Source organism: Streptomyces sp. NPDC058274, from assembly GCF_042881375.1.
Lineage (GTDB): Bacteria > Actinomycetota > Actinomycetes > Streptomycetales > Streptomycetaceae > Streptomyces.
Genome location: NZ_JBHVXW010000001.1, coordinates 673,702 through 698,231 on the forward strand (window position 1 = coordinate 673,702; position 24,530 = coordinate 698,231).

Here is a 24,530-nt window from a genome sequence, read left to right on the forward strand (position 1 = left end):
GACCCGTGGGGCCGTCAGACCGTGCGCTGAGCCCTCGGCGGTTGTCGCAGGCGGCGCACGGCGGCCGGCACTGAGTCGCGGCCCGAAATCATCCATTGCAGCATGCGCAACGACCTTTGCGCATGCTGCACCCCCCGGGCAGGATGTGGGCATGACCTCGCCGCTGCCCCCGTCGCCCGCTGTCTCCGTGCTGGATCTCGCGCCCGTCGTCCCCGTGGTCGTCGTGCGGGACGCGGCCGACGCCGTACCTCTCGCCCGGGCGCTGGTGGCCGGCGGGCTGCCGGTGATCGAGGTGACGCTCCGGACGCCTGCCGCGACGGACGCCATCCGGGCGATCGCGGCGGAGGTCCCGGACGCGGTGGTGGGCGCGGGCACCGTCATCACGCCCGCGCAGGTGGCGGACTCCGTGGCCGCGGGCGCGCGCTTCCTGGTCAGTCCCGGCTGGACGGACGTCCTGCTCGACGCCATGCAGGCGTCCGGGCTGCCGTTCCTGCCGGGGGTGTCCACCACGTCGGAGGTGGTGGCACTGCTGGAGCGCGGGGTGCACGAGATGAAGTTCTTCCCGGCCGAGGCCGCGGGCGGTACGGCGTATCTGACGTCCCTCGCCGGACCGCTGCCGCAGGCCCGCTTCTGCCCGACGGGCGGGATCGGCCTCGCCTCCGCGCCGGACTATCTGGCGCTGCCCAACGTCGGTTGCGTGGGCGGGAGTTGGATGCTCCCCGCGGAGGCGATCGCGGCCCGCGACTGGGACCGTGTCGAGGCGCTGGCACGGGAGGCGGCCGCGCTGCGCACCTGAGCGGACAGGGCCCGCGCGGCCGAGGTCAGCGCAGGTGGGAGGTGTCGTTGAGGAGCCGGAGGCTGGCGTTCCCGTCGGCGTAGTACGCCACCGCCGACAGCGAGGCCGCCGACAGTTCCATCCGGAACAGGGACTCGGGTGGGGCGCCCAGCGCGAGGCGTACGAGGGTCTTGATCGGCGTCACGTGCGAGACGAGCAGGACGGTGCGGCCGGCGTACGCGGCGGTGAGCTCGTCCCGGGCCGCGGCGACCCGGTGGGCCACGGCCGCGAAACTCTCGCCGCCGCCGGTCGGTTCGGCCTCCGGCGAGGCCAGCCAGGCGTTCAGGTCGTCGGGGTACCGCTCGCGCGCCTCCCCGAAGGTCAGCCCCTCCCACGCCCCGAAATCGGTCTCGCGCAGCCCGTCCTCGACGACGACGTCCAGCCCGAGGCGGGCGGCGACGATCCCCGCGGTCTGCCGGCACCGGGCCAGCGGCGACGACACGATCGCCCGGATCGTGCCGCGCGCGGCAAGCGCTGAGGCCACGCGCCCGGCCTGTTCCCGCCCGATGTCCGACAGGGCGGGATCGCTCCCCCCACTCCCGGAGAACCGCTTCTGCGGCGTCAGCGGGGTCTCCCCGTGCCGCAGCAGTACGAAGGTGGCGGGCGTCCCCAGATCGGCGGGCGGCCCGGCGGCGACGTTCCGCGCGGCCCGCACGTCGGCAGCCGCCCGCACGTCGGCAGCCGCCCGCACCTCACCGATGCCGGCGCCGGCGCCGGCGCCCGGGATTCCGCCGGCGGGAGGGTCGGCCGCTCCCCGGCGGGGGGTTACTTCGGAATCGGAGGGGGAGCCGGCCGGGGCCGATTCGGGCAAGCCGGGGGCAGGCTCCGGAGCGGAGGAGGGTGCCGAAGCGGTGGCCGCGCCGGCAGCAGGCGCCGAGCCGGAAGACGGGCGTGGGGACAGGGCCGCGCGGGCCTTGGCGGCGCCCGCTGCCGCGTCGCCCGGCGGGCCCGACGGCTCGGGCGTCGCGGCTCTCGAAGCGCGGGCGTCGAGGTCCGCCGTCGAGTGCGACGGCGACCACTGCTCGCCCCGCTTGCCCGCGTCCATCGCCTCGTTGGCGAGCCGGTCCGCGTGCTTGTTCCGCTCGCGCGGGATCCACTCGTAGGTGACCTGCGAGGGCGGCAGGATCCGGGCGGCCTCGGCCGCGAGGGGCCGCATGTCGGGGTGCTTGATCTTCCAGCGGCCCGACATCTGCTCGACGACGAGCTTGGAGTCCATCCGGACCCGCACCGACGCGGTCGGGTCCAGCTCACGGGCGGCACGCAGCCCGGCCACCAGCCCCCGGTACTCCGCGACGTTGTTCGTGGCGGTGCCGAGGTACTCGGCGGCCTCCGCCAGGGTCTCCCCCGTGGCCGCGTCGATCACCACGGCGCCGTAACCCGCGGGCCCCGGGTTGCCCCGGGAACCCCCGTCGGCCTCGACGATGAACTCCCGCACGCCGTGGTTCCTTGCTCTCTGGGCTCTGTGGCTTCCTGGGCCCTGGTTCCTACAGGCCGGACTCGGACGTGCGCACCAGGATGCGGCGGCAGTTCTCGCAGCGCAGCACCGTGTCCGGGGAGGCGGCCTTCACCTCGTTGACCTCGGTGATGTTCAGCTCCAGCCGGCAGCCCTCGCAGCGGCGCTGGTAGAGCCGGGCCGCGCCGACCCCGCCCTGCTGCTGGCGGAGCTTGTCGTAGAGCTTCAGCAGGTCGGCGGGGACGGAGCCCGCGACGACCTCGCGCTCCTTCGTCACCGTGGCCGCCTCGCCGTCGAACGACTCGAAGGCCTCGTCCCGGCGCGCCGTCGCGTCGTCGATCTTCGACTGGACGGAGGAGACCCGCTCGGTCAGCTCGGCGACCCGCTCCTGCGCGGACTCGCGGCGCTCCATCACCTCGAGCACGACGTCCTCCAGGTCGCCCTGGCGCTTGGCGAGGGAGGCGATCTCGCGCTGGAGGTTCTCCAGGTCCTTGGGGGACGACACGGCACCCGAGTCCAGGCGCTTCTGGTCGCGGGCGGCGCGCTGGCGCACCTGGTCGACGTCCTGCTCCGCCTTGGTCTGCTCGCGGGAGCAGTCGCTCTCCTCGGTCTGCGCGGCGACGAGCAGGTCACGCAGCTGCGTGAGGTCCTTGGTCAGCGACTCGATCTCGGCGTGCTCGGGCAGCGACCTCCGCTTGTGGGCCAGCTGCTGCAGGCGGGCGTCGAGGGACTGGAGGTCGAGGAGTCGGATCTGGTCGGCGGGCGCGGCGTTCAGTTGGGGGCTCCTGCAGGTGTGAGAGGTGAGGCCGCGTGGGCGGTCCAGGGGTCGGTGACCGTCTTGGAGACATGGACGCGAAGTCCCCATCCATGACGGTCGGAAATCTCGTCGAGCTGGGCGGCGGCCAGCTCGCACCAGGGCCACTCGGTGGCCCAGTGCGCCGCGTCGAGCAGCGCGAGAGGACTGTGGGCGCGGGCTTCGGAGGCCGGATGGTGGCGCAGGTCCGCGGTGAGGAACGCGTCGACGCCCGCGGCGCGGACGTCGTCGAAGAGGCTGTCGCCGGAGCCGCCGCTCACGGCGACGGTCCGCACCAGCGCCTCGGGGTCGCCCGCGACCCGGATGCCCTGCGCCGTGGCCGGCAGCCGCTCGGCGGCGCGGGCGGCGAAGTCGCGGACGGTCAGCGGGTGGTCCAGTTCGCAGACGCGGCCCAGGCCGCGGCGGCCCTCGGGGTCGGCCGGGTCCGGCACCAGGGGGCGTACGACCCGCAGGTCAAGTGCTCCGGCGAGGGCGTCCGAGACGCCCGGGTCCGCGCGGTCGGCGTTCGTGTGGGCGACGTGCAGCGCGACGTCGTGCTTGATGAGGGTGTGGACGACGCGGCCCTTGAAGTGGTCCGCCGCGACCGTGGTCGTACCGCGGAGATAGAGCGGGTGGTGGGTGACCAGCAGGCCGGCGCCCAGCTTCACCGCCTCGTCGACGATCTCCTGGACGGGGTCCACGGCGAACAGCACCCGGGTGACGTCCTGGCCGGGGTCACCGCAGACCGTGCCGACCGCGTCCCATCCCTCGGCCCGCTCGGGGGGCCAGAGAGCGTCGAGCGCGGCGATGACTTCAGACAGACGGGGCACGGGGAAAGGCTACCTGGCTCACGTCCCGGTCCGACCGGCCGCGGGTCAGGTCGTCCCCACCGCCGCCACCCGCCTCCCCCCGCAGCACATCCGTCCCTGTTCCCTCAGGCGAATCGGGACATGGCCACCCTTATGTGTGAAGCGGCAGCGCGCGGTCCCACGCCTGTGCGTACGAAAACTAGTTTCGTCGCCGGAGGTGACCGAACGATGACGGCCTGTGTTTCCCCCGAGCTCCCGACTGCGCAAGAGCAAGGGGAACCCCCATCGTCCGCGGCGGAGAACGGGAACGAGTGGGCCGCCCGGCCCCGATGCGTGATCACCGCTGACGGCAGCTACGGCGCACGGCTCGCCCTCGACGGCGAGTCCTGGTTCCCGGAGCGCTGGACCCTCGACGGACCCGAGCCGTACGCCGTACCGCTGCCGGGCCATCAGCCCGAGGAGCCCGGCACCGAGGTGCAGCCGCTGACCGACGGGCGGGTGCTGATCCACCGCCTCACGGACGGGCGGCACGCGTTCTCGCTGCTGTATCCGACCGGCCCCGGGACCGGTGAGCTGCTGCTCGGCGCGGTGGAGTGCCCGGACGAGGGCACCCGGCTGCGGCTGCTGCCCCCCGCGCCGGACGGCGACCACGCGTACGCCCTCGCCGTCGGCCCGCGCTCGACCGCGGTGTGGCTGGTCGCGGGCGGCGCCTTCGGACCCGAGCATCTCGCCGAGGTGCCGGGCCGCTGCTCGGGCGGCGTGTGGCTGGACCGTACGGGCCGGCTGCTGGCCCTGGACCGGGAGCTGGACGGGCGGACCAAGGCGGTGGTGGTCGACCTGGAGCGGGGCGGCGAGGTGTCACCGCTGCTCCAGATCACCGAGGAGAGCAACGACCGGCTGGTGCTCGCGGACCCGGACAGCGGGCTGCTGCTGATCCGCTCGGACGCGCCGTCGCCGGGGCACGACCGGCTGGGCTGGGGCGTGCTGGGGAGCACGCTGCCCCTCCGTTTCCCGGAGTCGCTGCGGCTCGGGGACTGCGGGCTGACGCCGTTCGCGATCCAGCCGGGGCAGGTGCTGATGCCGGAGAGCTGCGCGGTGGCGCTGCGGATCGACGGCAAGGCCGGCACCTGGGTGGGCGTCTGGCGTCCCGCCGAGGGCCAGGTCCACCATCTCCGGTCCCCCGAGGGGTGGTTGGCGGGCGCCGGCCGGTGGACCCCGGAGGGTGTGCTCCAACTGCCGTACTCGACGGCGGCGGTGCCGTGCGGGGTGACGTGGGTGGTGGCCCCGGCGGGGGCGGGGGCGGGGAGTCCCGAAGGGGGTGGGACCGGGTCTGCCGGTTCGCCCGCCGTGGAGGAGCCGGCGGCCGCGGACCGTCCGGAGCCGGTCGCGGCGCGGCCCGTGCCGTTGCAGCAGGCGCCGCTCACGGGACGACCGGCCGCCGGGCGAAGGCGGTTAGGGGTGGGCGCGGACGGGAAACCGGTGGCGCTGACCGCGGTCAAGAAGGCGCTGACGGTGGCCGCGGGTGACCGGCCGGAGTCCCCGGTGCCCGCGGAGTCCCTGGCGAAGGGGGCTGCGGAGCGGCCCGTCGCGTCGGCCGTCGCGGGAGCGCCGCTCACCGCTGTCGCCCGCGAGAAGCCCGGTGCGGCCGCCGAAAAGCCGGTGGCCGCCGATCACCGCCCGGTGGCCGCCGGTTAGACTCGCCCGGCTGTACGAAGGATCTTGTTGACGGGGTGGAATCTTTCGATGACCAACGCACAGATGACGGAGATGACGGTCACCGACTCTCGGGTGGTGGCCGCGACGCAGTCCGACCAGGGCCACGGCAGACACCGGGGTCCCGTCTCCGCCCAGGACGAACAGGCGGCCCCGCGCGGCCGCCACCGCAGACCGTCCGAGCAGGGGGATTCGGCGGCCTGACAGTACGCGGCACCCGGCCCCGCCCGTCCTTGGACGGGCGGGGCCGTTGTGTTGTAGGGGCGGGGCCGTTCTGCTTGTAGGGGCGGGGCCTTTCTGCTTGAACGGGCGGTCGGGTACGGGTCGTTGAATCGCCCGGCACCTTCCTGCGGCGCTTCCTCAGCCCGCGGACCCCGCCCCCTCGTGCCTGAGTCCCAGTACCTCCGCCGCCGCGAACGTCTCCCCCGGCGGGCGGTCCGCGTAGTGCGGGGTGAGCAGCGCGTCCAGTTCGTCGTAGGTGAAGGCGTCCTGCTTGGTGTCGAACTTGGCGGCCACCCGCGGGCGTTCGACGATCGCCACCATCCCGCCGTGCACGACCAGCAGCTGGCCGTTGACGTGCACGGCGGCCGGCGAGGACAAATAGCCGACGAGCGGGGCGACATGCTCGGGGGCCAGCGGGTCGAGTCCGTCCGCCGGCTCGGCGAAGCCGGCGAAGACGTCCTCGGTCATCCGGGTGCGGGCGCGCGGGCAGATCGCGTTCGCGGTGACGCCGTACTTGGCGAGCGCCAGGGCCGTGGACGTGGTCAGCCCGACGATGCCGCCTTTCGCGGCCGCGTAGTTGGGCTGTCCCGCGGAGCCGGCGAGGAACGCCTCGGAGGAGGTGTTCACGATCCGGCCGTACACCGGTCCGTCGGCGGCCTTGGACCGCGCACGCCAGTGGACCGAGGCGAAGTGGGTGGTGTTGAAGTGCCCTTTCAGATGCACCCGGACGACCGAGTCCCACTCGTCCTCGGACATCGAGAACACCATCCGGTCGCGCAGGATGCCCGCGTTGTTGACCAGGATGTCCAGCTTCCCGAACTCGGTGACGGTCAACTCGACGAGTTCGCGGGCCTGTTCGTGGTCGGCGACGTCGCCGGTGTGGGCGAGCGCGCGCCCGCCCGCGGCGCGGATCTCGGCGGCGACCTCCTCCGCGGGGGTGGCCGAGGCCTCGCCGGAGCCGTCCCGCCCGGGCTGTCCGTAGTCGTTGACGACGACAGCCGCACCCAGGCGGGCGAGTTCCAGCGCCTCGGCCCGGCCGAGGCCGCGGCCCGCGCCGGTGACAAGGGCGGTCAGCCCCTCAAGTGGCAGTGACATCGGCATCCCTTGGGGTCGTAGGGGTCCGTCGGATCCGGGTGCGCACGGGCTCAGATCTGGACCCTCGGATCCGGGTGCGCACGGGCTCAGATCTGGACCGTCGGATCCGGGTGCGCACGGGCGCAGATCTGGACCTTCGGATCCGGGTGCGCACGGGCTCAGATCTCGATGCAGGTCCGCAGGGAGGTACCGGTCCGCATCTGGTCCAGCGCCTCGTTGATGCCGGCCAGCGGCACCCGGTGGGTGATCAGGCCCTCCAGGTCGATACGGCCGGCCCGCCACAGGGCGATCGTCCGCTCGTACGAGCGCAGCACGTCACCGCCGCCGTACATCGAGGGCAGGATCCGCTTCTCGTCGAAGAACAGCTCGAACATGTTGAGTTGGAGGAAGTCGTCCATGGCGCCCGCGCCGACGACGACGAGCGTGCCGCCGCGCCGGGTGGTCTCGTACGCGGTGCGGGCGGTGGCCGAGCGGCCGACGACCTCGAAGACGTAGTCGAAGCCCTCGCCGCCGGTGATCTGCTGCTTGGCGTCGGCCAGTTCGTCCGGCGAGACCGCCTTCGTGGCGCCGAACCTCAGCGCGGACTCGCGGCGCGAGGCGACCGGGTCGACGGCGACGATCTCGGCCGCGCCCTTGAGCCGCGCGCCCTGGATCGCGGATATGCCGACACCGCCGCAGCCGATGACGGCGACCGACGAACCGGCTTCCAGGTCGGCCGTGTTGAGCGCGGCGCCGAGTCCGGTGGTGACCCCGCAGCCGATGAGGGCCGCGATGTCGAAGGGCACGTCGTCGGGGATCGGCACAGCGCAGCCCGCGTCGACCACGACCTCCTCGGTGAAGGTGCCGGTGCCCGCGAAGCCGAAGAGGTCCCCGCCGGGGCGCCTGAAGTTGGGGGTGCCCGCGTTCATGAATCCGGCCAGGCACAGTTCGGTCTGGCCGCGCCGGCAGGCGGGACAGGCACCGCAGGCCGGCAGCCAGCAGACGACGACCCGGTCGCCCGCGGCCACGTTGGTGACGCCCTCGCCGACCTCGATGACCTCGCCGGCTCCCTCGTGCCCGGGCACGAACGGCGCGGGCTGCGGCAGGACCCCGCTCATCGCGGACAGGTCCGAGTGGCACAGCCCGGTGGCCCGGACCCGGATCCTCACCTTGCCGGGGCCGAAGCCCACCGCCTCGACGTCGTCGAGGACGTCGAGCTTGTCCTGGCCGATCTCGTGCAGTACGGCTGCGCGCATGGTGCGGCTCCCCTCAGGAAGAACATCGGCGTCATGGAGCTACGACGGAGGTGCGTACGTCGGGCGGCAGGTGCGGGGAAATCGGTCCGTCGGGAGTCAGGCGTGCTCCACGACGGTGTCGGCGAGGACCGGCGCGTCGTCCCGTTCGACGGCGGTCACCGCCACCTGGACCCTGTCCTCCTGCCGCCACAGCCGGATGCGCAGGGTCTCGCCGGGGAACACGACGCCGGCGAAGCGCGTGCGGTAGGCGCGGACGCGGCCCACGTCACCGCCGAGAAGGGTGTCGACGACGGCCTTGAGCGCGATCCCGTACGTGCACAGCCCGTGCAGGATCGGCCGGTCGAAGCCGGCGAGCTTGGCGAACTCGGGGTCGGCGTGCAGCGGGTTCCAGTCGCCGGAGAGCCGGTAGAGCAGCGCCTGGTCCTCGCGGACGGGACGTTCGACGACCTTGTCCGGCGGGCCCGTCGGCGCCTCGGGACGCGTGGAGGGGCCGCGGTCGCCGCCCCAGCCGCCTTCTCCCCGTACGAAGATCTGCGCGTCGTTCGTCCACAACGGGCCCTCGGCGTCGGCTACTTCGGTGCGCAGGACGAGGATCGCCGCCTTGCCCTTGTCGTACACGGCGGCGACGCGTGAGGTGGCGACGGCCTTGCCCTCGACGGGGATCGGGCGGTGCAGCTCGACACTCTGGCCGCCGTGCAGGACGTGCGCCAGATTGACGTCGACGCCCGGCATGGAGAGGCCACCGATCACACCCGGGGAGCCGGCGCCCGCGACGGTGGCGAAGCTGGGCAGGACGTGCAGCCTGGATTCGAGGGTGTACCGCAGCTCGTCGGGGTCGGTCGCGGGGCTGCTCCGGTCGGGATTGGCGGCCGCGCCCACGCCGAGGTGGTAGAGCAGGACGTCCTTGTGTCCCCAGGCGATCTCGGCGGTCCGGGGTTCGGCGGCGAGCGCCTTGGCTGCGTCGATGGGCATGGGGCTCCTGATCGCTAGAGCTGAGACCTCGGTGCGGCCGTCCGCACCGTCGGCCGCACCGAGGTCGACACTGGGCCGTGGAACCGTCCGTTCTAGAACGCGTTCCAGTCCGGCGACCCCCTGTATAGCCCAGCTCCCAGCACTTGTGAAGCCTCCTGACGCTACGTCAGCTGCACGCGTCGCCGGGCACCCCGCGGACGCTCGCGGCCACCTGTGCCGGGCAGGTACCCACCGCTCGCGGCCACGCGTGCCAGGCACCCGTACCCGCCCGCTCGCGGCCGCCCTCGTGCCGGGCACCCGTGACATTTGTCCCGGCCGGCTCCGTACAAGCGCATCTGCCCGGCACCCCCGCGGATCCCTAGGCTGGAGGTCTTCGGCTCGTACGCGCTGTTTGCGTACCGCCGGGCCGCGCGGATCGTCTGAACGGGGAGCAGGGACATGTCCTGGATACGAAGGGCCGGCCTCCGGATGGACGCCTGGCAGGCGGCGCGCACGGCGTGGAAAGCCGACATGGAGCAGTTCAAGCACGACCGGCGAACCGCCAAGAAGGCCGGGAAGACCCCCGAGCACGAGCACGTCGGTCCGCCGCCGACCGGCTTCGCGCTGCTGCCCTGGCTGCTGATGGGCATGGGCGCCTTCTCCAACCTCTTCCAGGACAAGACCGCCAACCCCTGGATCGGCGGACTGGGCCTGCTGACCTTCAACTCCCTCTACATCTACGTCGTGTTCCGCGTCTTCGCGAAGGAGTTGCGGGAGGCGCGCTCCACCCGGCTGGCGCTCGCCCTGATGACTGTGGTGACCTGCGGGCTCGCCATCGGTTACGGCGGCAACTGGCTGCTGTTCTTCCCGCTGCTCGGGCTGGCCGTGGGGGCGACCCTGCGGGGCCCCTGGCTCGGCAGGACGGGGCTCGGCCTCAGCGCGCTCGCCGGCGTGGTCGCAGGCTTCCGCGACGGCTGGGGCGCGGTGAACATCGCGTACGGCACCTTCCTCTCCGCCATGGTGACGGCGGCGATCCTCTCCCTCTCCGAGGCCGTACGCGAACTGCGGGAGGCGCGCGAGGAGTTGGCCCGCCGTGCGGTCGAGAAGGAGCGGCTGCGCTTCTCCCGCGATCTGCACGACCTGCTGGGCCACACGCTCTCGGTGATCGTCGTGAAGTCGGAGGCGGCCCGCCGTCTGGCCCACCGTGATCTGACGGCCGCCCTCGTCCAGATCACGGACATCGAGTCGGTGGGGCGCCAGGCCCTCACCGAGATCCGCGAGGCGGTCACGGGCTACCGCGAGGGCAGTCTCGCCACCGAACTGGACCGTGCCCGCTCGGCACTGTCGGCGGCCGGTGTCGAGCCGGTGGTACGGCAGTCGGGCACCCCGCTCGGCCCCCAGACCGAGGCACTCCTCGGCTGGGTTGTGCGCGAGGCGGTCACCAACGTCCTGCGGCACAGCGACGCCACGCGCTGCGGGATTACGGTCGACGGCACCCCCGAACGGGTGCGCCTGCGCATCACCGACAACGGCACCGACCGTCGCGTCGGCAACGGCACCGGCAACAGCGGCACCGGCAACAGCGGCACCGGCACCAGCACCGGCAGCGGCCACGGCCACGGCTCCGGGACCGCGTACGGGCACATCATGGACGGGATCGGCGGCACAGGTCTGAAGGGCCTCACGGAACGCCTCGCCACCGCCGGCGGCTCCCTGGGAGCGGGCCCGGGCCCGCGGGGCGGCTTCGTGGTGACGGCGGAACTCCCGGTGGAATCAGCGGACTTGATGGAACCGATCGCCCTTCGCGCGTGAGGGAGTCGGTCACGGCGTGCGCCGAGGCGGTGGCTGGTCACGGCCTGCGCCAACACGGTGGCCGGTCACCGCCTGCGCCGACGCCGTGGCCGATCACGGCCTGCGCCGACGCCGTGGCCGGTCACGGCGTGCGCCGACACGGTGGCCGGTCACGGCCTGCGCCGACACGGTGGCCGGTCACGGCCTGCGCCGACACGGTGGCCGATCACGACCTGCGCCGAGGCGGTCCCGCGCGGCGGTGGGCCGCTCCGCTCCCTTACCCGCCCATGACGCGCCGGCCCCCGCCGGGCCGCCTACCCTTGCCCCCGTGACCGAGATGCCCCAGGACCACCGCCCCGCGAAGTCCATCAGAGTGCTGCTCGCCGAGGACCAGGGCATGATGCGCGGCGCCCTCGCCCTGCTGCTCGGGATGGAGGCGGACATCGAGGTGGTGGCCCAGGTGGGGGCCGGGGACGTGATCGTCGACACCGTGCTGACGCGTCGGCCCGATGTGGCGCTGCTGGACATCGAGTTGCCCGGGATGAGCGGCCTGGACGCGGCGGCCGAGCTGCGCGAGCAGGCCCCCGACTGCCGGGTGCTGATCCTGACCACCTTCGGCCGCCCCGGATATCTGCGGCGCGCCATGGAGGCCGGTGCCGCGGGGTTCCTCGTCAAGGACGGGCCCGTGGAGGAGCTCGCCCAGGCGATCCGCCGGGTGCTGACCGGCGAGACCGTGATCGATCCGGCGCTCGCCGCGGCCGCGCTGAGTGCCGGGCCCAGTCCGCTCACCGCCCGTGAGTGCGATGTGCTCAAGGCGTCGGTGGACGGCGCCACCGTCTCGGACATCGCCGCCAAGCTGCACCTCTCCGAGTCGACGGTCCGCAACTACCTCTCCGCCGCCATCGGCAAGACCGGGACCCGCAATCGCATGGAAGCGATGCGCGAGGCCCGTCAGCAGGGCTGGCTCTGACCGACGGCCGGCTCGGCAACTGGCTACTGCCGGCTGTCGCTGTCGCCGACGGCTCACGGCTGACGGCTCACAGCTCACAGCTCACGGCTCACAGCTCACGGCTCACAGCTCACAGCTCACAGCTCACAGCTCACGGCTCACGGCTCACGGCTCACGGCTCACGGCTCACGGCTCACGGCCAGGCGATCCGGTCGCACCTCGGTTCCCGCCTCAGCCCGCACATCGGTTCCCGCCTCAGCCCGCACACCGGCTCGCACCTCAGCTCGCGGTGATCTTCCGCGGCAGCCACACCAGCATCACCACCGTGCCGGCCAGCAGGATGACGCCGCCCGTGCGGAACACCAGCGCGTATCCGGCGGTGAGGGCCTCGGCCGAACCGCTGCCCGCCGTACGGGCCGCCGCGATCGTCGACATGACGGCCAGGCCGAGTGAGCCGCCCATCGTCCGTGAGGTGTTGATCAGGCCCGACACCAGCCCGGCGTCCCCGGCGGCGGCCCCCGAGGTGGCGAGGGAGGCCAGCGGTGTCCCGGCCAGACCGGCGCCGGCCATCATCAGGATTCCCGGGACCAGGACGGCGGTGGGATACGTCCCGTCCGCCGTCATCGTCGACTGCCAGCCGAATCCCGCAGTGGCCACCAGGGTGCCGAGGACCGCCACGTTGCGCGCCCCGATCACCGGCATGAGACGCGGGGCCGCCTTCGATCCGAGGACCACCGCGAGCGAGCTCGGAACCAGGGCGAGTCCCGCGGCCAGCGGCGTGTAGCCGAGCACGTTCTGCAGGTAAAGCGTCATGAAGAACCACATGCAGAACATGGCGCAGCCGGACAGGAACAGCGCCGCGTTCGCTGAGGACACCGACCGCAGCCGGAGCAGCTTCAGCGGCATCAGCGGTGCCTTCGTCCGCGACTCCACCAGCAGGAACAGGCCGATCAGGACGAGTCCGGAGACCAACGGCACCAGCGTCGCGGCCGCCGTCCACCCCTCGGCCTCCGTCTGCACGATCCCGTAGGCGAGCGTCGCGAGCCCCGCCGTCACCAGCAGCGCGCCCGGCAGGTCGAGCCGCCGCCGCGCGCCGGCCCGGCTCTCGACGAGCCATCGCGCGGCCCCGGTCAGCACGACGGCCCCGACGGGCACGTTGATCAGCAGCACCCACCGCCACGAGAGGCCCTCCACCAGCAGTCCGCCGACCAGCCCGCCCGCCGCGCCGCCGCCGGCGCCGACCGCCGACCAGGTCGCGATGGCACGCGCGCGTGCGGGGCCCTCCGGGACGGCCGAGGTGAGGATCGTCAGCGTGGAGGGTGCCAGTACGGCGGCACCCAGGCCCTGCGCCGCCCGGGCGACCACCAGCTGCCAGCCGTCCTGGGCGAGGCCGCCGCCCAGCGAGGCGAGCGTGAAGAGGGCGAGTCCGACCAGGAACATCCGCTTGCGCCCGTACAGGTCACCGGCCCGTCCGCCAAGCAGCATGAACCCGGCGAAGGCAATGGCGTACGCGTTCACCACCCATTGCAGCCCCGGCGCGCTCAGGCCCAGGCCCGCCCGCATGGACGGCAGCGCCACATTGACGACGGAGATGTCGAGGAGGACCAGGAACTGTCCGGCGCAGGCGAGCGCGACCACCAGCCAGGTGGGCGGCGCGGTGCGGAGCGATATGGAGCTGTCTTCAGCGGCTCGGAGCATGGGTGTCATGCTCTCAAGCCGGTTGCACCCCTTGCATCGGGGTTTCCCTGCACACTGCCCAGGCCCCCGGCCCCAAGGCCTGTCCGGCGGTTCGTGATCAATACCCCCGGACCCGGCCGCGCCCGACGATCAGGCCCCCGTCCGCAGCAGCGTCACCACCGCCGCGCCGCCGAGGCCGATGTTGTGGGCGAGCCCCACGCGCGCGTGGGGGACCTGCCGGGCCCCCGCCTCGCCCCGCAGCTGCCAGGTCAGCTCGGCGACCTGCGCGATCCCGGTCGCGCCCAGCGGATGCCCCTTGGAGATCAGCCCGCCGGACGGGTTCACGACCCACTGTCCGCCGTACGTGGTCGCCCCCGACTCGACGAGTTTGCCGGACTCCCCTGGGCCGCACATGCCGAGCGCCTCGTACGTCAGCAGTTCGTTGACGGAGAAGCAGTCGTGCAGTTCCACGACGTGCACGTCCTCGATGCCGAGGCCCGACCGCTCGTACACCTGGCGCGCCGCCTCCCGGGACATCGGCTGCCCGACGACGTCGATGCACGAACCGGAGGCGAAGGACTCCTCGGTGTCGGTGGTCATCGCCTGGGCGACGATCTCCACGGCCCTGGCGCCGAGTCCGTGGCGCTCGACGAAGCGTTCGGACACGACGACGGCCGCCGCAGCTCCGTCGGAGGTCGGCGAGCACTGGAGCTTGGTGAGCGGCCGGTGGACGGTCTTCGCGGCGAGGATCTCGTCGACCGCGTACACGTCCTGGAACTGGGCGTAGGGGTTGTTCGCCGAGTGCCGGTGGTTCTTGGCGCCGACGGCGGCCAGCTGTGCCTCGGTGGTGCCGTACCGCTCCATGTGCTCGCGTGCCGCATTGCCGAAGATCTGCGCGGTGGGCGGTGTCATCTCGAAGCCGTGCCGGGCGGCCATCACGCCGTAGTGCCGGGCCACCGGTGAGGTCGAGAAGTCGCCTCCGTCGGCGCCGCCCCCGAGCGCCCCGCGCTTCATCTTCTCGAACCCGAGCGCAAGCACGCAGTCACCGGCACCGCCCTCGACGAACTGCCGGGCGAGCATCAACGCCGTTGATCCGGTGGCGCAGTTGTTGTTCACGTTGTAGACGGGCACTCCGGTCAGGCCCAGTTCGTAGGCGGCCCGCTGGCCCGCGGTCGAGGCCTGGAAGCAGTATCCGACGGGCACGTGCTCCACTTCGGCGTACGAGATCCCGGCATCCGAGAGGGCGTTGGTGCCCGCCTCCTTCGCCATGTCCCAGTACTGCCACTCCCGGGTCTCGGGCTTCTCGAACTTCGTCATGCCGACCCCGACGACGTACGCCTTCATCGCGCGCTCCTAATCCCGTGGCAGGCCGAGGATGCGCTCGGCGACGACATTGAGCTGGACCTGGGTGGTGCCGCCCGCGATGGTCAGGCAGCGGGAGAGCAGGAACCCGTGCACGGCCCGCTCGCCTGCGCCCTCGCGCACCGCGCCCGCGGGGCCGAGGAGTTCGAGCGCGAGCTCGGCGACCTTCTGCTGGTGGGCGGTCTGGACGAGCTTGCGGACTGAGGCGCCCGCGCCGGGTTCCAGGCCGGACACCTGCCGCAGCGTCGTCCGCAGTCCGATGCAGGCGAGCGCCTGCGCCTCGGCGAGCAGGGTGCCGAGGCGGGCCCCGTCGATCTCGTCCGCCCGTGCGAGCAGCGCTTCGAGACCGGTGTCGAAGGTCAACTGGTCGGCCATGTGGACGCGTTCGTTGCCGAGGGTGTTGCGGGCGACCCGCCAGCCGTCGTCGACCTCGCCGACGACCGCGTCCGGCGGCAGCGACACGTCGTCGAAGTAGACCTCGTTGAAGAGGGAGTCGCCGGTGATCTCCTTCAGGGGGCGGATGTCGATGCCGTCGGTGTTCTTCATGTCGACGACGAAGTAGGTGAGGCCCTTGTGCCTGGGCGCGTCCGGGTTCGTCCGCGCGAGCAGGATCCCGTGGTCCGCCCACTGGGCCGCACTCGTCCACACCTTCTGTCCGTTGACGCGCCAGCGCCCGTCGGCGGTCCGCTCGGCACGGGTCCGCAGCGAGGCGAGGTCGGATCCGGCGCCCGGCTCGGAGAAGAGCTGGCACCACAGGAGGTCCCCGCGCAGGGTGGGCAGGAGGTAGCGGTCCTGCTGCTGCGGTGTGCCATAGGCGATCAGGGACGGCACGACCCAGGTGGCGATCCCCAGATCGCTGAGCCGTACGCCGGCCGCCGCCAGCTCCTGCTGGACGGCGAGCTGTTGGACGGGTCCCGCGCCGAGTCCGTACGGCGGCGGCAGATGCGGGGCGGCGTACCCGGTGGGCGCGAGCAGGCGCCGTACCTCCGCGGGGGCGAGGCCGCGTGCTCCCCCGATCGCCTCCCGGGCGAGCGCACGGTACTCCGCCGCCTGAGCCGGCAGCTCCATGCGCAGCTCCCGCCGGGCGCCGGCCGCCGCGAGCCGCACGGCCCGCAGCCGGTGGGTGTCCCCGCTCCCGAGCAGCTGCCGTGCCACCAGGGCCCGGCGCAGATACAGATGGGCGTCGTGCTCCCAGGTGAACCCGATGCCGCCGAGGATCTGGACGCAGTCCTTGGCGCAGGAGCAGGCGGTGTCGAGGGCGGTCCCGGCGGCGAGAGCGGCCGCCAGCTCGCGCGTTCCGTCGGGTTCCCGGGCGGCCCGGGCGGCGTCCCAGGTCAGCGCCCGGGCTTGTTCGAGCCGCACCAGCATGTCGGCGCACAGGTGCTTGATGCCCTGGAAGCGGCCGATGGGCCGGCCGAACTGCTCCCGTACCTTCGCGTACTCGGAGGCGGTGTCCAGCGCCCAGGCGGCGGTTCCGCAGGCGTCCGCGGCGAGGACGACGGAGGCCAGATCGCGGACGAGGACGGAGTCGACGGCGAGGATCCGGCCGGCCGGGACCCGTAATCCCACCGCCCGGACCTCGGCGGTCCCCCGCGTCGGGTCGGCGCTCTCGTGGGGCCTTACGGCGAGATCTGCGGCGTCCACGGCCGCCCAGACGGTGCCGCTCTCGGCGGCGGCCGCCAGGATCAGCAGGTCGGCGTCGGCACCGGACAGGACGGGCGGCGCCTGACCGTCGAGGACGTATCCGTCGTCCGTCGGCACGGCGGTCAGGGACCCCGTCCCGAACGCCACGGCCGCGATGCGCGACCCGCCGGCCACCGCGCCCACGAGCCGGGACGCGCCCGCCGCCGCCAGTACCGCCGAGGCCAGCACACTCGCGACGTACGGCCCCGGCAGCGCGGCGCGAGCCGCCTCCTCCACGACGACGGCCAGCTCGACCAGGCCTCCACCCCCGCCCCCGTACTCCTCGGGAAGGTGCACGGCGAGCAGTCCCTGTGCGGCGAGGGCGTCCCAGTAGGGCGGCCTGCCGCCGCCCGGCGCGTCGAGCAGCTTGCGGACCTCCTCGGGCGGCGCGGCCCGCGCGATCCACCCCCGTACCGCGTCGGCCAGTTCCCGCTGCTCCGGTGTGATGCCGATGCCCATGCGCGCCTCCCCAGGCCCGAGGTGGGGCGCCAGACTAGAACACGTTCCATTATGACGGTAGGTCAGATCCCCATGGAAAGGTCAAGAATTCGTTAGTACGCCGAAGCATCGGAATAGTTGCCCGGGCGCACGGGGTTCGGATTACACGTATCCCGCACGGATGACCACGTTCCCGTCCCGCACGGATCACCACCCCGACCGCCACCCCTCTTCTTCCGGCCTGGAGGCCCTACGCAATGACGGACACGACGACCGGCCAGCCCACCCGGAGGCCGAGCGGCGCGATCGTGCCGGTGCTGGCCTTCGCGGGCATCGTGGTCGCGGTGATGCAGACCCTGCTCGTCCCGGTGATCAAGGACCTGCCGGAGCTGCTGGGCACCGCCCCCAGCAACGCCACCTGGGTCATGACCTCCACCCTGCTCGCGGGAGCCGTGGCCACCCCGATCATGGGCCGCCTCGGCGACCTCTACGGCAAGCGGCGCATGCTGCTGATGAGCCTGTCCGTGATGGTCGTCGGCTCCCTGATCGCCGGTTTCACCAGTGACCTGCTCGTGATGATCGTCGGCCGGGCCCTGCAGGGCTTCGCCATGGGTGCGATCCCGCTCGGCATCGGCCTGATGCGCGACATGCTGCCCCGCGAGAAGCTCGGCTCGGCGATGGCCCTGATGAGCTCCTCCATCGGCGTCGGCGGCGGACTCGCGCTGCCGCTCGCGGCGCTGGTCGCCCAGCACGCCGACTGGCACGCCCTCTTCTTCCTCGCCGCCGGCCTCGGCGTGCTCTCGATCGTCCTGACCCTCGTCGCCGTACCGGAATCACCGATGCGCGCCCCGGGCACCTTCGACGTGCTGGGCGCGATAGGCCTCTCCGCCGGCCTCGTCCTCTTCCTGCTGCCGATCACCAAGGGCAGCGACTGGGGCTGGACCTCCGCCACGACGCTCGGCCTGTTCGGCGCGGCGGCCGTCGTCCTCGTCCTGTGGGGCGTGATGGAGCTGCGCGTGAAGGCTCCGCTGGTCGATCTGCGCACCACGGCCCGCCGCTCGGTGCTCTTCACCAACCTCGCCTCGATCATGGTCGGTGTCGCGTTCTACGCCGTCTCCCTCGTCCTGCCGCAGCTGCTCCAGCTGCCCAGGTCCACCGGGTACGGCCTCGGCCAGTCGATGGTCGTCGCGGGGCTGTGCGTGGCGCCCCTCGGCCTGACGATGATGTTCACCGCCCCCGTCTACGCCCGGCTGTCGGCGAAGTACGGCCCCAAGATCACGCTGATCCTGGGCATGCTGATCATCGCCATCGGCTACGGCGCGGGCCTCGGCCTGATGAGCGCCGCCTGGCAGACCATCGTGATCGCGGTGATCCTCGGCGCCGGCATCGGCCTCGCCTACTCCTCGCTCCCGGCGCTGATCGTCGGCTCCGTCCCGGCGTCGGAGACGGGCGCGGCCAACGGCCTCAACACCCTGATGCGCTCCATCGGCACGTCGGTGTCCAGCGCCGTCATCGGCATGGTGCTCGCCAACACGGCGAACCACGTCGGCGGCGTCGCGGTCCCGACCATGCACGGCTTCCGGGTGTCCTTCCTGATCGCGACGGGCGCGGTGGCCGTCGGTCTGCTCATGGCGCTCTTCCTCCCCCGCCAGCGCCAGGCGGCCAAGCCGCAGCTGCGCGCGAGCAGCGAGGAGGACGCGGCGCTGGAGCGCGCGCACGAGGTGCTCGGCGGCTTCCGCGGCCGGGTCGTGGACCTCGAGGGCACTCCGGTTCCCCGCGCCAAGGTCACGCTGATCGACCGCCGAGGACGGCAGGCGGGCGCCACGCTCTCCGCCGAGGACGGCAGCTACGCGCTGGCCGTACCGGCCGAGGGTGCGTACGTCCTCGCCGCGAAGGCCGCGGGCCACGGTCCGCTCGCCTCGTCGGCGACCCACGCCGGCGACGACCGCCCGGTCGAGCTGGACCTCGCCCTGCCGGGCCGCGGCGCGGGCGTCCCGGCCTGACCCTTCCGCCCTCCCGGTCACCCCCGTCGCCCACGCGACGGGGGTGTCGTGCGTCGGGGGGCGGCGACGGACTCGTACCCGCCATGGCGCGCGAAGGGGCGCCCGCGCCGTCGCACACCGGACGTGGGACACCGACGGACTCGTGCAGACCATCGAGCGCGACGGGCGGCATCGGCGGTCGCGTGCCCGACGGGCGCCCGCGGTCGCGTACCGAACGTGGCGCACGACGGGGCGCCCGCGGTCGCCTGCCGCACGTGGGGCACCATGGGGCGTCCACAGGTTCGTACGCAACGGAGGACCCCCATGCCCGCGGCACCCAAGCCGGAGATCCTCGCCGCCTTCGAGGCCGCGAAGGGGTTCATGCCCGTCGGCGAAGGGCTGGCGCTGTACGAGGCCGCCGTGGAGGCGGGCCGGCTGGGGCTGCCGCTGCTGGAGGTCGGCACCTACTGCGGGCGCTCCACGATCCTGCTCGCCGGCGCGGCCCGCGAGGCCGGGGTCACGGCGATCACGGTCGACCACCACCGCGGCAGCGAGGAGCAGCAGCCCGGCTGGGAGTACCACGACCCGGAGACGGTCGACCCCGAGGTCGGCCGCATGGACACCCTGCCCACCTTTCGCCGCACGCTCCATCGGGCGGGTCTCGAGGACCACGTGGTCGCGGTCGTCGGCCGTTCGCCGCAGATCGCCGCCTTCTGGCGCACGCCCGTCGGCCTCGTCTTCATCGACGGCGGCCACACCGACGAGCACGCGAACGGTGACTACGAGGGCTGGGCGCCCCAGGTCGCCGACGGCGGACTGCTGGTGATCCACGACGTGTTCCCGGACCCGGCGGACGAGTTCACCGGCCAGGCGCCGTACCGCGTCTACCGCCGGGCCCTGGACTCCGGCGCCTTCACGGAGCTCTCGGCGACCGACTCCCTGCGCGTCCTGCGGCGAACGGGCACAGGGATCTGAGGGCGCGATCATGGGCCGGTCCGGCATGATCTGCCGGACAGGCCCTAGAGTCGCTGACGTGTCGTACGTAGGTCCTGACTTCGATCCTCCTCAGCCGCGCCGTTCCCGGCGGGGCCCCCTCACCGTCGCGCTCGCCGCGCTGGTCCCCGGCGCGCTGGCCGGCTGGCTGGTGTGGCAGGCCGTGGGCGACTCAGGAGACGGGGGCGGGTCGGACAAGGCGGTGCCGCGGTCGCCCGCCACGTCCTCCGCGCCCGCGTCGCCGACCGAGTCCCGCAAGGACGACGGCAAACCGAGCGCGTCGGCCTCGCCGAAGCCCACCGGCAAGCCCTCCGCGTCGCGCCCCGCGGGCTCCGGTCCGCTCCGGGGCAAGGTCGTCGTCATCGACCCGGGCCACAACTCGGGCAACTTCCAGCACACGGCCGAGATCAACCGCAAGGTGAACATCGGCACGAACTGGAAGGAGTGCGACACGACCGGCACGTCCACCAACGCCGGTTACGCGGAAGCCAAGTTCACCCTCGACGTCGCGCGCCGGATGGCCACGCTGCTCGAACAGCAGGGCGCCACGGTCGAGTTCACCCAGGACGGCGACCGGCCCTGGGGGCCCTGTGTCGACGAGCGGGCGCGGATCGGCAACAAGGCGCACGCCGACGCGGTGGTGTCCATCCACGCGGACGGTTCGGCGGCCGGCAACCGCGGCTTCCACGTGATCCTGCCCGGCGCCGTGCACGCGGGCGCCGCGGACACCCGGCCGATCGTCGCCCCCTCCCGCGATCTCGGCGAGCGCATCGCGGGCAACTTCGTGCGCGTCACCGGCAGCGCGCCCTCCAACTACATCGGCGACCGGACCGGCCTGGTCACGCGTAAGGACCTGGGCGGTCTCAATCTGTCAACGGTTCCGAAGGTGTTCATCGAGTGCGGCAACATGCGCGATAGCAAGGACGCGGCACTGCTGACCAGCGGCGCCTGGCGGCAGAAAGCGGCGCGGGGGATCTCTGAGGGAATCGTGAGTTTCCTGCACGGGTAGTGATCAGTGGGTAGAACCCGGCGGACACCCAGGTGGGACGGGCGATAGTGTCATCCCTACGATGTGGGGCCACCCCCGCGCTTCGATCAGCCGCTCAAGGGCAGCAGGACGACAGCGATGCCTCCACCGACGACGAGACGACTGACGAAGGACCTGAAGTGAATATCCGCTCCCTCACTCGAGGCGACGGCGTGGTGATCGGAGCAGCGGTATTGCTGTTCATCGCGTCGTTCCTCGACATCTACTCGGCCGACGGAGCCTCCAGCAGCTACGACTTCCCCAACGTATGGGGAAGCGGCGGAGTCCTGCTGAGCGTCACCCTCGCGGGGATCATCGGCGCCGCGCTCATCGTCGTCTCCCGGCTGCTGCCGCAGGTCCCGAAGGTCGCGGGTCTCGACCTCGGCCAGTTCGGTGTCGCCTTCACGGTCTTCGCCGTCTGGAGCGGGCTGGGCAACCTCGCAGACCCCACGAGCGCGGTCGACAACATGCCGCAGTTCGGCGAGGGGATCGACGCGGGCATCGGCCTGATCCTCAGCTTCATCGCCGCGCTCATCCTCGCGGCCGCGGCGATCACCAGTCCGCTGCTTCCCTTCCTGAAGGTCGCCCTCATCGGCGCCCCGAAGCCCGCAGCGCCGCAGCCCTACGGCGCCCAGCCGCAGGGTGGTTACGGCTACCCGGGCGCCCAGGGACAGCCGGGTCAGCCCTACGGGGCGCACCCGCAGCCGGGTCCGGGTCAGCCGTACGGCGCCCAGCCCGGTCACCCCGGTCACCCCGGTCAGCCGCAGCAGGCGCAGGCCCCGCAGGCTCCGCAGGCGCAGCAGCCCGCCGGTGACTTCTCGCCGTTCTGGTTCGCCGTTCCGGTGGCCCGGCCGCTGTACGGGGAGGACGGTTCGCCGGCCCCGATCGCCGAACTGGCGCCGGGCACCTGGTACCTGGCCGTCGAGCAGCGCGGCCCGAGCCTGGTGGCCCAGACGCAGGACGGCCGCCGCGGTGTCCTGCAGGACACGACGGGAATCCAGCGCGGCTGACGCCCGCTTTCCGTACGGCCCCTCGCCCTTCCCGGGTGGGGGGCCGTTGTCGTACAGTCGCCCTTCGGCAAGAATCTGACGGTTCGTCAGAACGCAGATGCTGGAGGGGACATGCGGCTCGGTCTGGCACTCGGCTACTGGGGGCGCGGCCCCTCCGCGGACCATGTGCCGCTGGCGCAGGAGGCGGAACGGCTCGGCTACGACTCCGTGTGGACGGCCGAGTCCTGGGGCTCCGACGCCTTCACCCCGCTCACCTGGATCGCTGCGCGGACGTCCCGGATCAAACTCGGCACGGCCGTCGCGCAGATGGCCGCGCGCTCCCCCACCACGACCGCGATGCACGCCCTCACCCTCGACCATCTCTCGGGCGGCCGGATGATGCTCGGCCTCGGCCTGTCGGGACCGCAGGTCGTCGAGGGCTGGTACGGCCGCCCGTTCCCCAAGTCCCCGCTCACCGCGACCCGCGAGTACGTCGACGTCGTCCGCCAGGTCCTGAGGCGGACGGCCCCCGTCGCGCTCGACGGCCGCTTCCACGCCCTCCCCTACCGGGGCCCCGACGGCACGGGCATCGGCAAACCGCTGAAACCGATCACCCACCCCCTGCGGGCCGACCTGCCCGTCCTGCTCGGCGCCGAGGGCCCGAAGAACATCGCACAGACGACCCGCATCGCCGACGGCTGGCTGCCCTTGTACTGGTCGCCGCTGCGCACGGAGGTGTACGAGGCCTCGCTGGCGGCGGCCCCGGAGGGCTTCCTGATCGCCCCCATGGCCCGGGTCCACGTCTGCGACGACGTCTCCGAAGGACTGCTGCCCGTGAAGGCGATGCTCGGCTTCTACATCGGCGGAATGGGGCACGCGGCCCGCAACTTCCACGCCGACCTGATGGCGCGGATGGGCTTCGAGGAGGCGGCGCGGACGATTCAGCGGCTGTTCCTGGAGGGGCGCCGGGAGGAGGCGGTGCGCGCCGTGCCGGACGCGTTCGCCGACGAGATCTCGCTCGTCGGCCCGCGCGAGCGCATCGCCGAGCGGCTGGAGGCCTGGCGCAAGGGCCCGGTGACGGACCTGCTGGCCCTGTCGCCGGACCCGCACACCTTGCGGGTACTGGCGGAACTCAACTCCTAGAGCACGTACGGCGGATGGAGCCGAACCCCTGGACCCAGTACGCCCGATGAAGCCGAACGGGACCGGGCGGCCGACACCGCACACCCTGACGGGGTGCCGGCGGACCTCAACCCCTGTGCCCCGTGAGCCCGATGAAGCCGAACGGGACCGGGCGGCCGTCATCCGCGCACCCTGACGGGGTGCCGGCGGACCTCAACTCCTGTACCCCGTAAGCCCGATGGAGCCGGACGGGGCCGCGCGGCCGGCACGCGCACACCCTGACGGGTGTCGGCAGGCCTCAACTCCTCCGCCCCGTGCGCCCGATGGAGCCGGCAGCCGGTCTAGCCGCCGGACAGCTGGGACGTCGACGGCACCTTGTCCGTGACCTCCGCGCCCGCGCTCTTACCGGCGCCCTTCACCTGGTTGATGATGTCTTCGAAGGAGCCGGCGACCGAGTCCGTCGAGTCGCCCTTGCGCAGCTTGGACGGCAGGTCCTTGAGCCCGTCGATGCCCGCCGTGAGCGGGGCGACGGCCTTGGCGAGGGTCGGGTCCCCCTCGGCGTTCTTGCGGGCCGCCTTGAGCCGGTTGTACGTGAAGGTGCCCGCGAGGCCGGCCTTGACGAGGGCGAGCTTGCGGCCCTTCGCGCCCTTCTTGAACGTGCCGGCCCGCCAGGGCTTCACGATCCACTGGTAGGTGGCCCCGGCGGCCAGCCCCGCGTTCGCCACGAAGCGCGTCTTGGCGAACTTCTGCTTCTCGGCGGAGCTGGTCGGACTCGCGGTCGCCGCGACGGCGGCGGTGTCCTGGGCGTCGCTGCCACAGGCGGTAGCCCCGGCCAGCAGGGCGCAGCAGAGGGTGAGGGCCACGAGCAGGCGGCGGATCGGTACGGGCACGGGGGGCCTCCGGGTCAACTGCCTCCCAGGGTCCGGGAGTGCACGGCTCTCCCGGCAGCCTCACCCCGGTCCGGCGGCCGCGCCACCCGGGGAAATCCGTTCGGGTGCCAGTTCGAAGCCGTCCAGGTTTCAAACAGGAATTCGGGGCCATCCGTAGGTCATGTCCCCTCGATATCGCAACGGTTCCAATCAGGCGGGGACGGTCATCGCGATCGTCGCGGACATCATGGCCGTCATCCTCGGTCTCTGGATCCTCATGTATCTGCTGGACGCGAACCGGGCCAACGACCTGGTGCAGTTCGTCCATGACGTGGCAGCCTGGCTGGCCGGCTGGTCACGTGACCTGTTCACCTTCGACGAGGCATGGGCCCGCGTGGTTGCGGGCTATGGTCTGGCAGCCGTCGTGTACCTGTTCATCGGGCACGCGATCGCCAACCGCATGCACCGGCACTGATTCGACCCCCGGTCGGCATCCAGCCGGCCCGGAACCGGCCTCCGCCGGTTCCGGGCCGGCTGAGCGC

The 24,530-nt window shown here is 72.7% G+C and carries 20 protein-coding genes and 1 pseudogene; 11 read left to right on the forward strand and 10 right to left on the reverse strand.

What is annotated here, in order from left to right; genetic code table 11:
• Nucleotides 1-151: 151 nt before the first annotated feature.
• Entirely contained in the window at nt 152-796 is a 645-nt protein-coding gene (eda, locus tag ACFVYF_RS03015; protein ID WP_389449818.1) for a bifunctional 4-hydroxy-2-oxoglutarate aldolase/2-dehydro-3-deoxy-phosphogluconate aldolase, read from the forward strand.
• A 25-nt stretch (nt 797-821) separates the two neighbouring features.
• Here the strand turns inward: eda and ACFVYF_RS03020 are convergent, their stop codons facing one another.
• Genes ACFVYF_RS03020 through ACFVYF_RS03030 form a run of 3 tightly spaced genes read right to left on the reverse strand, consistent with a single transcriptional unit; the run spans nt 822 to nt 3,911 of the window.
• Complete coding sequence (locus ACFVYF_RS03020; RefSeq protein WP_389449821.1) at nt 822-2,270, reverse strand: bifunctional RNase H/acid phosphatase; 1,449 nt, start codon at nt 2,268-2,270, stop codon at nt 822-824.
• A 49-nt stretch (nt 2,271-2,319) separates the two neighbouring features.
• The gene (locus ACFVYF_RS03025; RefSeq protein WP_389450632.1) at nt 2,320-3,063 is read right to left on the reverse strand and encodes a zinc ribbon domain-containing protein; all 744 of its coding nucleotides are present in this window, start codon (nt 3,061-3,063) and stop codon (nt 2,320-2,322) included.
• Nucleotides 3,060-3,911, reverse strand: a complete 852-nt coding sequence (locus ACFVYF_RS03030) for a Nif3-like dinuclear metal center hexameric protein (RefSeq protein ID WP_389449824.1) — start codon at nt 3,909-3,911, stop codon at nt 3,060-3,062. Before ACFVYF_RS03030 ends, ACFVYF_RS03025 begins: the two co-directional genes overlap by 4 nt.
• Before the next feature lie 207 nt (nt 3,912-4,118).
• Between ACFVYF_RS03030 and ACFVYF_RS03035 the strand changes: the two are divergent.
• Nucleotides 4,119-5,318 (forward strand): annotated as a pseudogene (locus ACFVYF_RS03035) (hypothetical protein); the annotation flags it as partial.
• Between the two features lie 315 nt (nt 5,319-5,633).
• A complete protein-coding gene (locus ACFVYF_RS03040) occupies nt 5,634-5,807 on the forward strand; it encodes a hypothetical protein (protein ID WP_389450675.1) in 174 nt (57 codons plus the stop codon).
• A gap of 156 nt (nt 5,808-5,963) precedes the next feature.
• Here ACFVYF_RS03040 and ACFVYF_RS03045 read toward each other — a convergent pair whose 3' ends face one another.
• The 3 genes from ACFVYF_RS03045 to ACFVYF_RS03055 form a co-directional block, all read right to left on the reverse strand.
• Nucleotides 5,964-6,926, reverse strand: a complete 963-nt coding sequence (locus tag ACFVYF_RS03045) for a 3-oxoacyl-ACP reductase (protein ID WP_389449826.1) — start codon at nt 6,924-6,926, stop codon at nt 5,964-5,966.
• A gap of 152 nt (nt 6,927-7,078) precedes the next feature.
• Complete coding sequence (locus ACFVYF_RS03050; protein ID WP_389449829.1) at nt 7,079-8,155, reverse strand: Zn-dependent alcohol dehydrogenase; 1,077 nt, start codon at nt 8,153-8,155, stop codon at nt 7,079-7,081.
• Between the two features lie 96 nt (nt 8,156-8,251).
• Entirely contained in the window at nt 8,252-9,127 is an 876-nt protein-coding gene (locus tag ACFVYF_RS03055; RefSeq protein ID WP_389449832.1) for a MaoC/PaaZ C-terminal domain-containing protein, read from the reverse strand.
• Between the two features lie 438 nt (nt 9,128-9,565).
• Here ACFVYF_RS03055 and ACFVYF_RS03060 point away from each other — a divergent pair, with 438 nt between their 5' ends.
• The gene (locus ACFVYF_RS03060; RefSeq protein WP_389449834.1) at nt 9,566-10,918 is read left to right on the forward strand and encodes a histidine kinase; all 1,353 of its coding nucleotides are present in this window, start codon (nt 9,566-9,568) and stop codon (nt 10,916-10,918) included.
• Nucleotides 10,919-11,234: 316 nt separating this feature from the next.
• The gene (locus tag ACFVYF_RS03065) at nt 11,235-11,867 is read left to right on the forward strand and encodes a response regulator (RefSeq protein ID WP_389450635.1); all 633 of its coding nucleotides are present in this window, start codon (nt 11,235-11,237) and stop codon (nt 11,865-11,867) included.
• Nucleotides 11,868-12,125: 258 nt separating this feature from the next.
• On the opposite strand, the gene ACFVYF_RS03070 is transcribed toward ACFVYF_RS03065, so the two are convergent.
• The 3 genes from ACFVYF_RS03070 to ACFVYF_RS03080 all read right to left on the reverse strand — a co-directional run bounded on the left by ACFVYF_RS03070 (nt 12,126) and on the right by ACFVYF_RS03080 (nt 17,027).
• Entirely contained in the window at nt 12,126-13,553 is a 1,428-nt protein-coding gene (locus ACFVYF_RS03070; RefSeq protein ID WP_389449837.1) for an MFS transporter, read from the reverse strand.
• A gap of 120 nt (nt 13,554-13,673) precedes the next feature.
• Nucleotides 13,674-14,867, reverse strand: a complete 1,194-nt coding sequence (locus ACFVYF_RS03075; protein WP_389449840.1) for a lipid-transfer protein — start codon at nt 14,865-14,867, stop codon at nt 13,674-13,676.
• A gap of 9 nt (nt 14,868-14,876) precedes the next feature.
• A complete protein-coding gene (locus ACFVYF_RS03080; protein WP_389449843.1) occupies nt 14,877-17,027 on the reverse strand; it encodes an acyl-CoA dehydrogenase in 2,151 nt (716 codons plus the stop codon).
• Between the two features lie 236 nt (nt 17,028-17,263).
• Here ACFVYF_RS03080 and ACFVYF_RS03085 point away from each other — a divergent pair, with 236 nt between their 5' ends.
• From ACFVYF_RS03085 to ACFVYF_RS03105, 5 genes are all read left to right on the forward strand, one after another.
• Entirely contained in the window at nt 17,264-19,009 is a 1,746-nt protein-coding gene (locus tag ACFVYF_RS03085; protein WP_389449846.1) for an MFS transporter, read from the forward strand.
• A gap of 303 nt (nt 19,010-19,312) precedes the next feature.
• Entirely contained in the window at nt 19,313-19,963 is a 651-nt protein-coding gene (locus ACFVYF_RS03090) for a class I SAM-dependent methyltransferase (protein ID WP_389449850.1), read from the forward strand.
• 58 nt (nt 19,964-20,021) lie between these two features.
• On the forward strand, nt 20,022-20,990 hold the full coding sequence (locus ACFVYF_RS03095) for an N-acetylmuramoyl-L-alanine amidase (RefSeq protein WP_389449853.1): 969 nt from the start codon (nt 20,022-20,024) through the stop codon (nt 20,988-20,990).
• Nucleotides 20,991-21,148: 158 nt separating this feature from the next.
• Nucleotides 21,149-22,018 carry a hypothetical protein gene (locus tag ACFVYF_RS03100; protein ID WP_389449856.1) on the forward strand — a complete coding sequence of 290 codons (870 nt, stop codon included), beginning with the start codon at nt 21,149-21,151 and terminating at the stop codon, nt 22,016-22,018.
• Nucleotides 22,019-22,129: 111 nt separating this feature from the next.
• Nucleotides 22,130-23,140 (forward strand): LLM class F420-dependent oxidoreductase, encoded by a 1,011-nt coding sequence (locus tag ACFVYF_RS03105; protein WP_389449859.1) that lies wholly within the window; start codon nt 22,130-22,132, stop codon nt 23,138-23,140.
• A gap of 320 nt (nt 23,141-23,460) precedes the next feature.
• Here the strand turns inward: ACFVYF_RS03105 and ACFVYF_RS03110 are convergent, their stop codons facing one another.
• Complete coding sequence (locus tag ACFVYF_RS03110; RefSeq protein WP_389449862.1) at nt 23,461-24,009, reverse strand: hypothetical protein; 549 nt, start codon at nt 24,007-24,009, stop codon at nt 23,461-23,463.
• Nucleotides 24,010-24,169: 160 nt separating this feature from the next.
• Between ACFVYF_RS03110 and ACFVYF_RS03115 the strand changes: the two genes are divergently transcribed.
• Nucleotides 24,170-24,463: a hypothetical protein gene (locus ACFVYF_RS03115; protein WP_355784178.1), complete on the forward strand. Its 294-nt coding sequence runs from the start codon at nt 24,170-24,172 to the stop codon at nt 24,461-24,463.
• The last annotated feature ends 67 nt before the right edge of the window (nt 24,464-24,530 follow it).